At 40.4% G+C, this 16,755-nt stretch carries 12 protein-coding genes and 2 pseudogenes; 6 read left to right on the top strand and 8 right to left on the bottom strand.

The window, feature by feature from the left end:
• Nucleotides 1-480: 480 nt before the first annotated feature.
• Nucleotides 481-1,524: an IS110 family transposase gene (locus H5180_RS14580; RefSeq protein ID WP_182758458.1), complete on the bottom strand. Its 1,044-nt coding sequence runs from the start codon at nt 1,522-1,524 to the stop codon at nt 481-483.
• A gap of 187 nt (nt 1,525-1,711) precedes the next feature.
• On the opposite strand from H5180_RS14580, the gene H5180_RS14575 reads away from it, so the two are divergent.
• Nucleotides 1,712-1,963: a hypothetical protein gene (locus H5180_RS14575; protein WP_101343115.1), complete on the top strand. Its 252-nt coding sequence runs from the start codon at nt 1,712-1,714 to the stop codon at nt 1,961-1,963.
• Nucleotides 1,964-2,057: 94 nt separating this feature from the next.
• On the opposite strand, the pseudogene H5180_RS23635 reads toward H5180_RS14575, so the two are convergent.
• Nucleotides 2,058-2,353: pseudogene (locus H5180_RS23635) on the bottom strand (hypothetical protein); the annotation flags it as partial.
• A 14-nt stretch (nt 2,354-2,367) separates the two neighbouring features.
• Between H5180_RS23635 and H5180_RS14570 the strand changes: the two are divergent.
• Nucleotides 2,368-2,596 (top strand): annotated as a pseudogene (locus tag H5180_RS14570) (transposase); the annotation flags it as partial.
• 798 nt (nt 2,597-3,394) lie between these two features.
• Here H5180_RS14570 and H5180_RS14565 read toward each other — a convergent pair.
• Entirely contained in the window at nt 3,395-6,112 is a 2,718-nt protein-coding gene (locus tag H5180_RS14565) for a TonB-dependent receptor (RefSeq protein WP_182758457.1), read from the bottom strand.
• A gap of 568 nt (nt 6,113-6,680) precedes the next feature.
• Here H5180_RS14565 and H5180_RS14560 point away from each other — a divergent pair.
• The gene (locus H5180_RS14560) at nt 6,681-7,592 is read left to right on the top strand and encodes a pectinesterase family protein (RefSeq protein WP_310736504.1); all 912 of its coding nucleotides are present in this window, start codon (nt 6,681-6,683) and stop codon (nt 7,590-7,592) included.
• A 64-nt stretch (nt 7,593-7,656) separates the two neighbouring features.
• Entirely contained in the window at nt 7,657-9,741 is a 2,085-nt protein-coding gene (locus H5180_RS14555; protein ID WP_182758456.1) for a pectinesterase family protein, read from the top strand.
• A gap of 241 nt (nt 9,742-9,982) precedes the next feature.
• Here H5180_RS14555 and serA read toward each other — a convergent pair whose 3' ends face one another.
• The 5 genes from serA to H5180_RS14530 all read right to left on the bottom strand — a co-directional run bounded on the left by serA (nt 9,983) and on the right by H5180_RS14530 (nt 14,733).
• On the bottom strand, nt 9,983-11,212 hold the full coding sequence (serA, locus tag H5180_RS14550) for a phosphoglycerate dehydrogenase (RefSeq protein WP_145241268.1): 1,230 nt from the start codon (nt 11,210-11,212) through the stop codon (nt 9,983-9,985).
• Between the two features lie 13 nt (nt 11,213-11,225).
• A complete protein-coding gene (rpiA, locus tag H5180_RS14545; protein WP_145241270.1) occupies nt 11,226-11,879 on the bottom strand; it encodes a ribose-5-phosphate isomerase RpiA in 654 nt (217 codons plus the stop codon).
• Between the two features lie 53 nt (nt 11,880-11,932).
• A complete protein-coding gene (locus tag H5180_RS14540) occupies nt 11,933-12,529 on the bottom strand; it encodes a 5-formyltetrahydrofolate cyclo-ligase (RefSeq protein ID WP_182758455.1) in 597 nt (198 codons plus the stop codon).
• Between the two features lie 20 nt (nt 12,530-12,549).
• Nucleotides 12,550-13,107, bottom strand: coding sequence for a hypothetical protein (locus tag H5180_RS14535; RefSeq protein ID WP_145241274.1), 558 nt, complete (start codon nt 13,105-13,107; stop codon nt 12,550-12,552).
• A gap of 108 nt (nt 13,108-13,215) precedes the next feature.
• Nucleotides 13,216-14,733 (bottom strand): S10 family peptidase, encoded by a 1,518-nt coding sequence (locus H5180_RS14530; protein WP_145241276.1) that lies wholly within the window; start codon nt 14,731-14,733, stop codon nt 13,216-13,218.
• 268 nt (nt 14,734-15,001) lie between these two features.
• On the opposite strand from H5180_RS14530, the gene H5180_RS14525 reads away from it, so the two are divergent.
• Together H5180_RS14525 and H5180_RS14520 are read left to right on the top strand one after the other, a co-directional pair.
• Complete coding sequence (locus tag H5180_RS14525) at nt 15,002-16,234, top strand: diguanylate cyclase (protein ID WP_182731495.1); 1,233 nt, start codon at nt 15,002-15,004, stop codon at nt 16,232-16,234.
• Nucleotides 16,235-16,410: 176 nt separating this feature from the next.
• Complete coding sequence (locus H5180_RS14520; protein ID WP_016708666.1) at nt 16,411-16,749, top strand: P-II family nitrogen regulator; 339 nt, start codon at nt 16,411-16,413, stop codon at nt 16,747-16,749.
• Nucleotides 16,750-16,755 lie beyond the last annotated feature (6 nt).

Here is a 16,755-nt window from a genome sequence, read left to right as displayed (position 1 = left end):
TAACACATATGAGCCTTAACTCTGTCAATAGGCAGTAGTGTTTTTTTTGACCGTTTTTATAAATTGACGGTCAATTAAAAATCAATAAACAAATTCGTTTACTTCGCCTGTCGATGTGGCTGTTAAGCAAGTTGCTTACGGCAAACACATATAGAGGCTCTCTTATTGCGATCTCATCGCAGCCTACAAATCCATATCCTTATGGATTTGTAGGGGCACTAGACATTCATCGGTTAACCTAATCATGGCACTATTCAAGGCGGCTGGTTCATCATTATGACCAGTTAGTTTCAGGCTCAAGTCAGGTGTAAGCGACTTTGTTTATTGTATTAATGCACGCGTACTGAGCGTCTAATCAAGGCAAGTGGCTTAGGTCTGTAGGCATATAATCAGGTTAAACCTTGTTGGTTATTAACTCACCCAATTGATTGATGCTCAGCCTTATATCCAGTTAGATGTTCAGCTCACTCAGTACCGTGACTAACTCTTTAAGAATTTTGCTTCATCGAATACCGTCTCTTTTTTAAGCATAAAATAAACACAGCGACCCAGCTTATGCGCAAGCGCTGACAGTGCTTTGGCTTTGCTCATTCGCTTTTGTAGTTTTTCAAGGTATTTGTTGGCGTTGTGATTGTGGCGCAGCAGCAATACAGCGGCTTCGGAGAACGCCCATTTTAGATGTGCATTGCCAATTTTATTGCCTTGTGTGCCGTAAGTTTTACCAGCTGACTCCGCTTTGCATTTGACTAACCGACTGTATGAAGCGAACTTTTGTACGCTTGAAAAACGATTGATGTCACCAATTTCGTAAATGATGGTAAGTGCTAAAATGCGGCCTATGCCATTAATTGTTTGCAAAATATTAAGGTGGACAGGGTTGTGCTGCTTGGCCATTTGTTCAATATAATGCTCTAGAGGCTTAAGCTCCTTATGATAGCAATCGAGTATAGCCATGTTTAAATTAATAGAGCGTTGTACAACGGGATCAGGAAAGTAATAGCGCATCTTTTCTCTGTCGCAGACGTTCTTTAAATTGACATTATGGGCAGGTAAATTGTACTGGCTGGCAGTATTGGCGACATGGGCTTTTAAATCAGCGCCGTGACGAACAATTTTGGTTCTGCGACGTAATAAGTCACGCGTAGCACGCATATCTTTGTCATAAACATAAGCAAGAGGGAAATTACCACCACGGATGAGTTTGGCAATTTTATGTGAATCTATTTTATCGTTTTTAGCTTTACCGCCATGAATCGCTTTCATATACAAAGCATGACCAAGGATAAAATCGATAGTGTGTTCTTTGCAAAAATCAGCGACCCAATACCAACAGTGCATGCACTCTACGCCAACCACAATGTCACCGATATACGGTTTAAGTAGTTTTAGAAGTGCGTCAGGATCATCTTTAATTTTCTTGTGAACAAGGATAAGTCCTGTATTATCAATGATACAGACGTAAAGTAATCGCGCGTGTAAATCGATTCCACAATAATATGGATGCATGTTATTGTAAAAGTTCATTGAGCTTTCTCCTGTAAGGTTGGTTGCCTTTTCAGCGTAGCGAATAATCGCGATGCTGGGGAGGAGGCTCAATGAGTATCAAGGCCAGTCAATCTGACCTCCGTAAACTGTCTTCTTTTTTGCAAAAAGACGCAAAAAAGCAGCCAATTCACTCCGGCAGTTGCTGGCGGCGTTATAAGGTTTTGATATGGAAGTCACATTAGAGTTGATTATTGGCATCGCATTTTTCTTAGTCGGTGCTAGATTTGTTTATATTGGTAAAATGGATGTCGAGTTTGGTATCACTAATGGTCAATCAGGCTCTCGTACAAAATTCACTTCTTCTCAAACTAAATCTTTAGAGGGAACAAGTGCTAGACTAGCTGGTGCATTAATATCTATCTTTGGTATTTTACTGTACGTGTTTATGGAAAAAGGTGACGTCTTGTTTGTGTTGTAAACAACCTTATAATCGGGTAGCCTGAGGTCTCTAACCTCCAGCCCCCACACCACCCATCATGCGCTTTTTATTAGCAGGAAGTGCAATGGGCGGTTCATCTCCCGTAATGAATATTGATCCAAATATCTCTCAATGACACTAACCCTTGTGAAGCTAAGTAATCATTGCTTAATGCAATGTTAATCCCTTTTGTTTTTGAGCTTCTACAAGGATCTTCGCTTCCAAGCGCCTACTTTTGGTACTGGTGATACCACAGGCTATGGCGAGCCGTTCGCTGACACCCAGTTTCATTAAACTGCGTACTTTAGTGCGTGCTATTCCTTATAAATAGTGCCATTGTCGCCAGTAGCACATTTTTATCCTACGGCGGATCCAGAGATCTAAATCCACCGTTAGCTATAATAATCAAAGTCAAAATAGACAGCCCAATGGGGCGACGGCAGCTTTTTATTGAAGGAATGGCAAACGACTAGGCTGTATAGAGCCTGCATTCCTTTAAATAAACAGCGGAATATTACAGTCAATAAAGGCATGAACAAACTGACCTTGAGAGGACAAACGAAAGTGAATGCGCAATGGCAACTGTACTGCCTTGTTCATAATATAGAAAAGCTGCAAAACACGATGCATTAATAAAGGTAAGCTGCTACCTCTCCAAATAAGCCACTTAAACACCTGCAATCCCTTCCAAAACGCCCATTAAAGAAACAGCAAATCCTCTTTTTATATTTTACGTAAAAGTCAGTTGTCGATTGAATCAAAATAGGAACTCAGCTATGGTTAATGCATCAATAAAAATAAATTAAAAACGAGTTATTCTACAGGCTCGTTAGTTGCACTGGAAAATTATGAGTACAGCTGGAATTATCATTTTTGTGTTCCTACTTATCACATTTATCTTCACTTTTAGAAATTTCGTCATTTTCATAACAGCTTTTTGGCGTGGTAAATTTAAACTAAAAGAGTGTAATTGCTGGTTGTTGGGTTTTATTATTTTTGTATTAACTTTTAGTGTCACAACACATTTTCACGAAGAGTTAGGTATAAAGAAAACTTGTGCACAAAATGCTGCAACTTGCTGAGTGGGTGCAACTTAACACATATGAGCCTTAACTCTGTCAATAGGCACTAGTATTTTCTTTGAGCGTTTTTATTCAGTGACGGTCAATTCTAAATCAACTCTAATTCAATAAGCAAATTCGTTTACTTCGTTTGTCGATGTGGCTGTTAAGCAAGTAGCTTAGGCAAATACATATAAGGTGCGTTACGCAGTAATCGATTATTGCAATCTCATTGCAGCCTACTTTTTTGCATATCTTTAATGGGTTTTTACAAACATTACATAAAAGCTAGATACAAAAAAGCCCGCATATTTTATGTATCTGCGGGCTTTTTTATCAGTTCAAATAGACACTGATTCGTTGCAGTTTACTAAAATGTATAACTTGCGCCGATAAAGTATTGTGTACCGGTATGGCTGTATTCTCTCGTTAAGTTGAGATCTCCGTCTCCGGTACCATATATACGTTCAACTTCGTCTGTTAAATTAATAATTTCCAGTGAAAGCGAAATGTTTTCATTCACATTATAAAATGCAGATACGTCTACATGAGTCGGACCAAACTTACGCTCTTGAGCATGGCCGTTTCCGGCTGGCTCTTGAAGTAGGTAATCATCGCGTTTGTTTAATGATATACGAGCGCCATAGTTTTCTTCATCATAATACAATGTTGCATTATAAGAATTGGGTGACAAGCCTGTAGAGTCTTGTGCGCTTACATGTGTGAAGTTAGCAACCACACCAAAGTTAGACAGCCAACCGTCTAAAAAGATAAAGGGTTGTTGATACATCAGCTCATAACCAGTCACGCTATAGCCGTCGTTATTATTGACTGGTATGCGGTGTGTATAGGTTTGCGATGCGGGGTCACCTAGGGGGGCTGTGGCTATATACTGAGGATCAGCGTAAATAGATGGCCAAAACTCTTCGTCTACCAGTTTTTCTACTTCTTCAGTATCAAGAGAGGTCACTATGTCTTTATTAAAAACATTAAAAGCAACAACAGCTTCTTCAGCGAAATACCATTCAACACTCAGGTCAACATCATTTGATTCATAAGGGTTCAGTCCAGGATTACCTAAGTTACCTACAGTAAAAGTCGTATACCCAAACTGCGGTGAAGCAATATTTAAACTACCTAGACTTGGGCGAGTCATGCTGCGAGCATAAGCAAAACGAGTCACTATATCATCGGTGACTTCAAGTGCTAAATTCATCGATGGTAAGAAGTTATTGTAATCGCGCGTAACCGACAAAGGACTATTGTTTATAATGGCTTCAGAAGTGACCTCAGTGTTGACATAGCGCACGCCAAAGTTAGTACGAAGATACATGTCACCAATTTCATGATCACTGTTTAATTCAAGGTAAAGGGCTTGTGTTTTCTCACCTACCACCCAGCCTTGAGCTGCATTATTGGTATAATTATGAGTAAGAATACCGTCGGCCTCTAGCTTATCAAAGTCAGCAACAAGAAAAGGAGCCAAAGTAGCGCCATCTAAGCCTTTACCAAAATCCGAATACGGAAATGGGGTTGTATATTTTGAAGGGTCAAAGGGAGTAAAGTCACCATCTGCCGTTCGATATTCTACTTCTCTGTCATTAAAGGCAAGTCCGGTTTTTATATCAAAGCTATCTCCGGCATAAGCGAGATCCAGTTTCACTGTGGTATTTGATTTTTTAACATCGTCACTACGATTAGAGGCATTGACTGCATCAAGGTAGTTATTAGGATCGGTCGTATCGTAATCGCCATAATCTACTGTCGCTGCATTTCCACTGCTGTAATCATAGGAGTAGAAGTGGGGAACCGATCGGTAGTAATAACGAATTTCTTCTCTGTCAGCGTCGTTTTTAGCCAAACCAGCCATAAGGTCAAGCGACCAGCGATCATTAAGTTGAATATCGCCAGATAACACATACTGGTCAAATATCGAATCGGACACCTGGTATCGGCTTTCGTACCATGAGGTGACATTTTCAAAACTGCCAGCAATAAGGACTTTACCCGACTCATCGACCGTAAACGAAACGGGGCTTTGACCTTGGAAATCACCCGGAGCACCACGATTAACTAGCCACTCCATAGAGTTGTAGTTTCTGCGATCATTTTCTAACTCAGAATGCAATATATCCAATGTGAATAACATGTCGTCATTAGGCTTATATTGCAAAGAACCGGTAACCCCAATACGTTTTTGCTCATTCCCGAAAAAATCAGCCCGCGGTAACCGAGGTACCCATAAACAGGATATAGCTTCTTCAGCACCACAGTAATTACTAGGCGTTCCGTTGATGGTCGATAGCCCAGAAGTGTCACCCCATGTGCCATTACCAATTCGATTTGTTGGCTCCCAGCGCACGCTGCCAAAGCCTTCTTGACGCACACTTCTATCTGATACTGCAACCGAAAAAAGTGTACCAAAGGTATTATCAGCAAATGTATTACTGGCTAAGAAAGCAAACCTAGGGTCAACTTCACTGGTTAAATCATTATAGCCACCTTTAAGTGACAGGGTCGAATTGAAGCCGGGGTTATCAAAAGGGCGTGCAGAGTACATATCGACTGTACCAGCAATACCACCTTCTTCAATCGAGGCTGTTTGCGTTTTTTGAATATCTATACGGTTGAAAAGCTCTGATGCAAATACATGGAAGTCAAAGGCTCGACTATTGTTAACAGTTACGCCGCCAGAATCGAGACCATCACTTCCTGCGGGTACTTCCATACCGTTAAGCGTGGTTCGGGTAAAACCCGGGCTAAAACCTCGTAGAACAATATTACGACCTTCACCACCTTCGCGCGATATTGCCACTCCAGGAACTCGCTGAATGGCTTCTGCCACATTCAAGTCTGGAAACTTACCAATATCTTCAGCCATAATTGACTCACGAGTATTAGCTGCATCTCGTTTGGCTTCTAAGGCTTTAATTAAAGAACCACGAAAGCCTTTTACTTCAATGACCTCAACATCCTCAGATGCTGCTGGTTGAGATTCTTGAGCGTTACTAAAGAATGAACTTACGGTAAGGGCGGCAAGCACGTTAGTAGCAATTAAGCTTTTTATAAATGTGTGTGTTAGTTTCATTATTGCTTCCTTGGAACAAAGAGAGATTAAATTGCGCACTATTTGATAAGGTAGCGCGTTAAATTAAAAGTAGAGATGCTGTTACTTTGTTTACATAAGTTACCACTAATAAAATTTATTTTTATCAGATTGCCACCGGTGGCAGTTTGGTGTCAAGTTGTTTGTTAATATAATGTATTATTTGTATCGTTAGATCTGCGAGCTTTATTTTTGTAAAAAATAACACGCTGATTTTTTTAGGGAATGATATTTAAATAAATTTGCCACCGGTAGCATAATTTGTTAGAAATAAGTATTGAAGAAGATTTTTTGGATAAATACCAGTCCAATTAGTTGGAATTGCGTTACATGCTAACTTCGTTCACAGATAATCAGCTATGTTGCAAACTGTGACTGCTATGTAGAAGTTATGGCTACAGGTGTTCAGTTGCTGTCCCCATAAGATGAGAGCGATTGTGATATCAATAATAAAAGGGTGGTTACGACAGTGATTACAAAAAACAAAAGAACAAGTCCTTTAGCGCTTTTAATTACATTGTTTCTTGTATCATTTGGGGCGCGATCGGTAGTGGCTCAAGAGTACGCCACAAAGATGGTAGTCTCCAAAGATGGTACGGGCGATTTTACTTCCATTCAGGCAGCAATCAATGCAAGTAAAACTTACCCTTGGCATGACATAAGTATTTTCGTTAAAAATGGCGTTTATGCAGAAAAGGTAGAAGTTTACTCATGGAATACACGAATAAAACTAATAGGTGAAAGTAAAGAAAATACAATTATTACCTATGGCGACCATTTTAATAAGATAAATTTAGGTCGAAATAGTACCTTTCACACATATACATTAATGGTGCGAGGGAATGACTTTAGCGCCCAAAATTTGACTATTATTAATAGTGCAGGCGCGGTTGGGCAGGCTGTTGCTTTGCATATCGAGGCTGATCGAGTAAGCATAAATAACGTAGCTATCAAAGGCCATCAAGATTCCTTGTACCTAGCTGGCGAAGGGTTTCGCTCGTATTTCAAAGATTGTTATATCGAAGGCACCACAGACTTTATTTTTGGTGAAGGCACAGCAATGTTCGAAGACTGTGAAGTTAAGTCACTCAGTAACTCTTATATTACAGCTGCTTCTACCCCTAAAAATCAGGCGTTTGGATTTGTGTTTAATCGTGTGAAGCTAACTGCCAGTGCTGCTGTTGATAAAGTTTATCTTGGCCGTCCTTGGAGACACCACGCTAAAACTGTGTTCATTAACTCTGACTTAGGTCTGCATATTGCTCCTGAAGGTTGGCAAAATTGGGGGGATGTTAGTAAACAGGAAACCGTTTTTTATGCTGAGTTTAATAACTCAGGGCAGGGGACTAATAGTATTAAGCGAGTGGCTTGGGCGCATCAACTGAGTCAAGCCGAAGCGCAAGACTACACCATTAAAAACGTGATGCGTGGCTGGCAGCCAAATATAGTTAGTAAAAAATGATCTTACTTACTCGCCACAGGCCTACTTTAAACATGCTATTTTTACTATGTAAGGAAAACTTCACATGCAGTTACATGGTCGGTTAAAAACAATAAGCGGTACTATTCAGGGCTTATTATTTTTCTTTGGACTTATATGTCAAAGTTTATCTGCGAATGAACTCGTATCACCACGAGTTGATGCAATTGTTGATAAAAACAATGAACACGCTTTTGCCACCATTGCACAAGCTATTGAGCAAGCACCTAATAATTTATCTCAGCCCTATATTATTAAAATAGCCTCTGGTGACTATTATGAAAAACTCGTTATTAACAAACCTTTTATTACGTTATCAGGTGCAGGGGCTGATACTACTCGATTATATTTTGATGACTATTCAGGAAAAGCAACAGTAAATGGTGGCAACCTAGGAACATCAAACTCAGCCACGTTAACTATTAAATCACCCAATTTTAGTGTTGAAAACTTGCATATTGAGAACACCTTTGACTTTGCGTATTACGATGCGCTGAGTAACGAGGATCCAAAACGCGTATCAGGTCTACAAGCAGTGGCTGTATTGACCGACTATGGTAGTGATAAAGCATTGTTTAATCATGTAAAAATCAGTGGATATCAAGATACTCTTTACACGAAAGCAGGGAGATCTTTATTTATCAATAATACCATAAGTGGTCATGTTGACTTTATTTTTGGGGGCGGAGCCGCCGTTTTTTATAAGTCGAACATAGTGACTCGGGCTAGACCTAACAAACAGTTACCGATAGGTTTTATTACTGCACCAAGTACTAATATTGAGCAAGCATTTGGTCTGGTTTTTATTGATTGTGCTCTTAGCGCAGAGGAAGGGGTGCAAGACAATAGTATGGGGTTAGGAAGACCTTGGCATCCTACAACTACATTCCCTGATGGAAGGTATGCAGATCCTAATGCAATAGGACAAACAGTATTTATAGATACTTGGATGGGAGCGCATATTCAACAACAAGCTTGGCATCCAATGGAAGGAACAGCTAGAGCCGGTGGGAAAAAGGTGTTTCGTGCAGAAGATGCTCGTTTTTTTGAGTACAATTCTTCCGGTCCTGGGGCGTTTATAACAACGAATAGAAGACAGCTAAATGAGAGTAAAGCAGCATCTTTTACTTGGGAAAATATCTTGGGTGAATGGTATCAATCTCCCCGTATTCAACAAGCAACACAGCAGGTATCGACGCGTGAGGTTGTCAGTTCACTCAGTGGTGAAATGGCTGAGTACACCATTGAAAGTGAGTATCGAAAAAACAAGAAACAGTTTCCTTTTATTAGTCCGATAAACAAACCGGAAAATATCGAGCAAACAGCACAGTCTATCAGTGAACATTACAACTTAGCTTACAAAACGGTGGATGGCTTAACGCTGCACCTTGACTTATTTTATCCTAATAAAGCAGAGCAGGCTAAACCGTTGGTCGTAATGATCCATGGCGGCGGATGGAGGACAGGTAACAAGTCTCATCAAACGCCAACGGCACGCTGGTTAGCTGGCCAAGGTTTTGTGGCGGTAAGTGTCGAATATAGAACCTCTAAAATGGCGCTCTATCCAGCTGCAATGGCAGATATCAACGATGCGATTAAGTGGCTAAAACAACATCATAAATTATATATGATAGATACCAAAAAAATCGCGGTGTTAGGGGCGTCTTCTGGTGCTCATATGGCCACGTTATTCGGGGCCATGAGTACCAATCACGATACCAAATCGCCTTACGAAGCAGTGCAAGCAATCGTGAACATTGACGGCGTGGCTGATTTAACCTCAACAGCGGCGAGGATGTTTGAAGATAAACCTGGAAAGATTTCTTATGCAGCGCTTTGGTTAGGTGGGCGTTATGCACAAGAGCCAAAACGTTGGCATGCGGTTTCGCCGGTAGAATATTTAAGTAAACATACTCCAGCAACATTATTTATTAACTCTTCCCATGACCGTTTTCATGTTGGCAGAGATGCTTTTGTAGCGCAGCTAATTAAAAACAACGTCCATCAACAAGTGTATACCATACCCGATACACCGCACACCTTTTGGCTATTTCACCCTTGGGTAGACGAAATGCGCAGCGTACTTGCGTCGTTTCTCAATAAGGTTTTGGTAGAGGAAAACCCTCGCTAACGCCTCTATTGAGGAATTTAGTAATAGAGAAATCTTTGACCGAGTTGTGAAAATATTCTTAAAAGCGAGCCGTTATAGCAAATACAGTAAGATGTAACTTAAGTGAAACTTGTTTAATACAGACAATAAAACTGGCAATATTTCATCGGCTAAGGTTGAAAAAAGTATTATTCTTCATCCAAATAAAAGCCGTGCTTGATTTAACAAGCACGGCTTTTATTTTTTGACCAGCTGACAGCTGTTAGTGAAGAATACGTGCTCTGATCGTGCCTTCTACTGCACTTAGTTCTTTTAGTGCAATTTCAGAGTGGTCGGTATCTACGTCTATTACTACGTAACCAATCGCTTCGTCTGTTTGCAAGTATTGCGCGGCGATGTTGATGCCGTGCTGGGCAAACGCTTGGTTAATTTGGGTTAACACACCTGGGCGGTTGTGGTGTACGTGTAATAAACGGCTACGGTTAGCAAGCTCTGGCAGTGATACTTCAGGGAAATTAACAGCAGTAATAGTTGAGCCGTTATCTGAGTATTTTGCTAGTTTACCCGCTACTTCAATACCAATGTTTTCTTGCGCTTCTTGAGTTGAACCACCAATGTGTGGTGTTAAAATTACGTTGTCGAATTCGCGTAGTGGCGATACAAATTCTTCATCGTTTGATTTTGGCTCAACTGGGAATACGTCGATGGCAGCGCCGCTGATTTTTTTATCACGAAGTGCTTCTGCTAGGGCGTCAATATCAACTACAGTGCCGCGTGAGGCGTTGATCAAAATTGAACCTTGCTTCATTACTGAAATTTCCGCGCTACCAATCAGGTTTTTAGTCTGCGGTGTTTCAGGTACGTGTAAGCTAATAACATCAGCGCGTTGCAGTAGCTGCGTTAGGTTATGTACTTGTGTGGCATTACCTAGGGTTAGCTTGTCTTCAATATCGTAAAATTCAACGTTCATACCGATATTTTCAGCCATGATACCTAGCTGCGTACCAATGTGGCCATAACCAATAATACCTAGAGTTTTACCACGGGCTTCAAATGAGCCATTGGCGGTTTTTAACCAGCCGCCACGGTGGGCAATGGCATTACGCTCTGGAATACCACGGAACAATAGTAAAATTTCACCAAGTACTAACTCAGCAACAGAGCGGGTATTAGAAAACGGTGCGTTGAATACTGCAATACCGCGCTTGCGTGCGGCACTTAAATCAACCTGGTTAGTGCCGATACAAAAACAACCAACGGCAACCAGTTTTTCTGCCGCTTCAAGTACAGCTTCAGAAATATGAGTACGAGAACGAAGGCCTACAAAATGCACATCTTTAATGCGCTCAATTAGTTCGTCCTCAGGCAATGAGGTTTTTACATAATCAATATTGCTGTAGCCGTTACGTTTTAGCGTTTCTACAGCGCTTTGATGTACACCTTCAAGCAAAAGAATTTTAATTTTGTCTTTTGCTAACGATACCTTACTCATATCCTCATCCTATTTATCTAATTTGCGGCCCATTTTTGGTACCGATAATCACTTTATCTGCGCCACGGTGGGCAAATAAGCCGTTGGTTACTACGCCAACAATTTGATTAATTGTCAGCTCTAAATCTTTTGCTTGGCTGATCGACAAGTTATGTACGTCTAAAATAACGTTACCATTATCTGTTACCACGCCATGGCGATAAACTGGATCGCCGCCTAGTTTAAGCAATTCACGAGCAACATAACTGCGTGCCATTGGAATAACTTCTACCGGCAGTGGAAATTCACCCAAGGTGTCCACTATTTTTGTTTCATCAACAATACATACAAATTGTTTTGCTACAGCTGCGACTATTTTTTCGCGGGTTAGTGCTGCGCCACCGCCTTTGATCATTTCGTTCAGCGCATTTATTTCATCTGCGCCATCAACGTACACGTCAAGGGCATCAACATCATTAAGTTCAAATACTTCAAGACCGAGTGCTTTTAGTTTTTCGGTTGAAGCGTCAGAACTTGATACCACACCGCGTATGGTGTCTTTTACTGAGCCTAATGCATCAATAAAATGGTTTACAGTTGAGCCTGTGCCAACACCCACAATGGTGTCTTTTTTTACAAATTCGAGTGCAGCCCAAGCAGCTGCTTTTTTTAATTCATCTTGTGTCATGATTATGTGCTCAATAGGTGAGAGGGATTGCCATTAGTATATAAATAAATTGCTTACCAATGGTAGATTTTCTGTGGTGTGATTATGTAATTTAATGGTACATCCCACGATTCAACCGGTAAACTTGGAACATGTTGGCATTGATGTGCAAGGCCAATCAGTTGTGGTTTTTGCCAGTTTTCTTTTTCGTAGCGCGCCAAAGTTTTATCATAAAAGCCACCCCCCATCCCTAACCGGTTACCGTTATCATCAAATGCAACTAATGGCATTAGCAGATAATCAAGCTCCGCTAGTGGGCATATCTGACTACAATTTAACTTAGGCTCCAAGATACCATAGCGATTTGCCCTCATGGGTGAATTTTCTTCATAGCGCTGGAAGTATAAAGTAGTGCCGTTAAATGGGTGGATTACAGGTAGGTAAAGGGCGTGGTTTTTAGTCCAAAGATCTTTTATTAACAATGAGGTATCTAGTTCTGCGTCATTGCTAAAATAAATGCCAATATGGGTATCTTCAATAGTTTTTTGCTGTTTTAAGTGTTGAGTAAAATTCACTTTAAGCGATTCTGCGGCAATTTTTTGCTCGAATTTTGACAGTGAGTTACGTGCTTTACGGATTTGTTGGCGGATCAGTGCTCTTTTTTCGCTCATATTTATTTTTGCTTTATCTGTTAATTATCCATAAAACTGAATAAATCAGGGAATGCAAACGACAATCCTAGTACTACAAGCAAGACAACAACCATAGCTATAAGTGAATACAGCAGCATGTTACTGCGTTTTTTGATCGGCGTTGTCAGCTCTTCATCTAGCAATAGGTCGTCAGTTTGCCACTCGTCGCCTTCATCAGGATCTGGTTGTTGGGTTGTGGCTGGTAAGCGTTGCTCTAGGTCGTCGAGTTTTTCTTCGATGCGAATTAAACTACTGGTGATGTAATCAAGGGCGTTAAAAATACGCTCATCTCGCTGGTTGGTTGTATCGCTGCTACTTACCGCTGGTGTGTTGTTGGTTATTGGTTGCAGTTTACTTTTGATGCCTACGCTGGCAAGTAGCTTTGCTTGCTTGAGTGCTTTTTCTTTTTCACAAGGCGCAAATAGGGGTTTGTTTTCAAAAAATGCAGCTACTTTACTTTCAGGGGCTTTGAGCTTTACAGCCAGTTGTTTAATTGCATTCGATTGCTCAATATCTTGAGCTAGACCTGCATACATAACACGGAAGTTTTCAGTCATCTGTGTTTTCCAAAAACGTAAAATCAATAGTTTGAGTATATCCGAATTATCGATAAACAAAAGCCCGTAAAAACGGGCTTTTTTTAATCCAGTGGTTTTAAGCGCTGTTTAATACTTCGCAGCTTCACCTTCTTTTGGTAGTGACTGTAAAATAAAATCACGTAAATCGTTATTTGATGTTTCTAAATCTGCATGGCGTAAATACATCATGTGGCCACTGCGGTAGCCTTTAAAGCTTAGGCGATCACGCATTTTACTACTTGGATCTAGTTGCCATAAAGTGTATTTAGCATCAAAGTAGTTAGTGGCACCATCATAGTATCCTGATTGGATCATCACATTGAGGTATGGGTTTTGCGCCATTGCTAAACGCAGATTTTCACCAGTGTTATTATTGCTGCGATCCCACGGGTGTACATTACCAAACAGGTTATATTTTACGTCAGTTTTATAGTTAAGCTCTTCACGTAAGTAGTGATTGATGGCTGGTGTAAATGAATGCAACCATGATGTTAGCTCAGCCCAGTAGTCTGGAGATTCGCCAGCGTCACGCTTGTCCATGCCTAAATAACGCGAATCTAGACGGCCTAACGTTTGACCGCGCTCACGTAGTAGTTCTTTCCAAAAGAAGTTGGTAGGAATATCAAGGTTGTTTTGCGCAACAAACTTTTCAGATACACCGGCATACAGTGCCATTTGTTTAATGATAGCGCGTTTTTCTTCATCATTAATAAAGCCACCTTTAGCAAGTGCAGGAATTAGCTTGTTAACGGTAAAGTCTTCAACTTCTGGTAGTAATTCATCTAAATCTTTAGCTTGCAATGCTGGGCTTAAAGCTTTGTGATACCACGCCGTTGCAGCAAAGTAAGGTAGACGGTTAGCTGCTTTTATCGGACCGTCGCGTTTAATACCAATGTCTGTTGGTGAAACCAGCACAACACCATTGATATACATCCATTGACTGTTTTGTAATTCATGGGCAAGGCCTGATACGCGGGTTGTGCCGTAGCTCTCACCAATTAAAAATTTAGGTGAGCGCCAGCGCTCTGTGCGATTTACAAAGGTGTTTAACCATTCTGCTAGGTATTTAATGTCGGCATTGACACCAAAAAACATGCTTTTTTGCGCCTCTTTACTTGGTAATTCACCTTTATCGTTTTCAAGAATACGCGAGTAGCCAGTGTTTACTGGGTTAACGTAAACGATATCAGCAACATCAAGCACTGAGTATGGGTTATCTTTGACGCCATACGGTTGAATAGGGTAGCCTTCGTCATCAATTTTTAATACCCGTGGTCCAGTATAGGCTAAGTGCATCCATACTGATGCAGAACCAGGTCCGCCATTAAATGAAATTAATAATGGGCGTTTAGTGCGATCGTCAACTTTGTCGCGTTCATAATAAGTGTATTGCAATGTAGCAACGGCATCGCCTTTGTCATCCCATACCGGTTGTGTGCCTGTGGTTGCGGTATATGAAAAACGCTCGCCATTGATGCGCGCTTTATGTTCAGTGACAACTTTACTATCGACATCGATACGACGTTGATTTTCTGCATAACTGACTGTGCTTACACTCAAAGTAAGTATGGCCACAGAGACACTAATGATACTAATAAGCTTCATGGTGGATCCTTTAAACAATAGTTAACCTATTAAAGATAATTTTTAAGCAAATAACAAAGGGAATGAGACTAGACGACGATATTAATCGGTGAGCACTAGACATAAATATTATCAGTAATGCAAAGGCTATGCTTTTATGCGTATATTTTCAGCAATATATTTTGCTCAAGCTAATAATAAAGTATATTACCGCCTGTTATGACTTTTAGTTTTTTTATTCGTAAAAAGTTTACCCTCGCAATGTCCACCTGAAGTGTAGAGAAGATATATGCAAAGAGTTTTAGTTGTTGAAGATAGTAAAGTGGTCCAGCAGGTGTTGCGACACTTATCAGCTCATTATCTTGATGTTGCTGTCGATTTTGCCTGGTCACTTGCCGAGACCAAAGAATTCATTGCGAAGCATCAGTACACACTTGCTTTGGTCGATTTAACCCTGCCTGATGCGATGAATGGCGAAGTTGTTAAATATACCTTGGCGCAAGCTATCCCTACAGTGGTACTAACATCTACCATCGATGAATATAAGCGCCAGCAAATATTAGAGCTTGGGGTCGTTGATTATGTAATTAAAGATAATCGTGATTCATATCATTATGCGGTTAAATTAGTGGCGCAGCTATTACGTAATCAAGGTTGCAAAGCCTTAATCGCCGATGATTCAGTTTTAAGTCGTTCATTAATGAAGCAAATGCTCGAAAAGCAGCTGTTTGATGTGCAAGATGCGCATGATGGTGAGCAAGCTCTAAAAATACTGAAAAATGATCCCGAGATTAAATTGTTACTAACTGATTATGCGATGCCGACAATGGATGGCTTTGAGCTTGTTAAGGCGGTGCGAAATTTTCGTGGTCGTGATGATTTAGCTATTATTGGTTTGTCAGGTGCGGGTAAGCATGGTTTATCTGCACGGTTTATTAAATTTGGCGCGAATGATTTTTTAACCAAACCCTTTATGAATGAAGAGTTCCATTGTCGTGTATTACAGACTATGGAGCAGCTGTCACTGATAGCAGATATTAAAGAAAGTGCCTTTCGCGATGATTTAACTAATCTTTATAATCGCCGTTATTTTTATCAATTTGCCGAAAAACTGCTAAAAGAAACATCGTCTAACAATAGTTTAGCATTACTTGATATTGATTTTTTCAAAGCGATCAATGATAAATTTGGCCATGAAGCTGGGGATCAGGCTTTAAAGCAAGTAGCGTCTTTATTACGCAGTTCGTTTAAAGATTTTACCGTTGCCCGTGTCGGTGGTGAAGAGTTTGCGGTTGTATTAACTAATTTAGATTTGGAACAAGCGTACTCTTTACTTGAAGCGTTTAGAGTGCGGTTGTCTGAGTATGATTTTGTGATCAATGGTGATGTATTTGCAATTACGGTAAGTATAGGTTTAACAAAATTTCAAAATGTTACGTTAACAAGTGCCATGCGCCTAGCTGATAAGGCTTTGTATCAAGCTAAAGAACAAAGTAGAGACTGTGTCGTCAGACAAAGCTAGGCTGCTGCACCAGTTCAGCTAATATGTTAAAAAAATGCACCTGTATGGTGCATTTTTTATGCGGTTAATTTGTTTTTATTATGTAATTTGTTGTTTTTAAAACGTTAAAAATAGTGGCACAAAGGTTGGATTGTCTTAGCAAACAGGATAACAATAAGCGTCCGAAGGGGGCCACTATGAAAATGATTAGTGCAATAATAAAGCCATTTAAATTAGATGATGTGCGAGAAGCGCTAGCTGATTTAGGCATTGAGGGGATGACAGTTGTTGACGTCAAAGGTTTTGGTCGTCAACGAGGTCATACAGAGTTGTATCGCGGAGCTGAATACCAGGTTGATTTTATTCCTAAAATTAAACTGGAAATTGCTACTCGTACCGAAAATTGTCAACGGGTCGTTGAGACCATTACCAAAATTGCATCAACAGGCAAAATTGGCGACGGCAAAATTTTCGTTTACGACTTAGATCAAATTGTCCGTATCCGTACGGGTGAATTAGATGAAGAAGCAATTTAAGGGGGC

The organism is Pseudoalteromonas sp. SR41-4 (genome assembly GCF_014163985.1).
Classification (GTDB): domain Bacteria; phylum Pseudomonadota; class Gammaproteobacteria; order Enterobacterales; family Alteromonadaceae; genus Pseudoalteromonas; species Pseudoalteromonas rhizosphaerae.
This window is presented reverse-complemented; position numbering and strand designations above follow the sequence as displayed.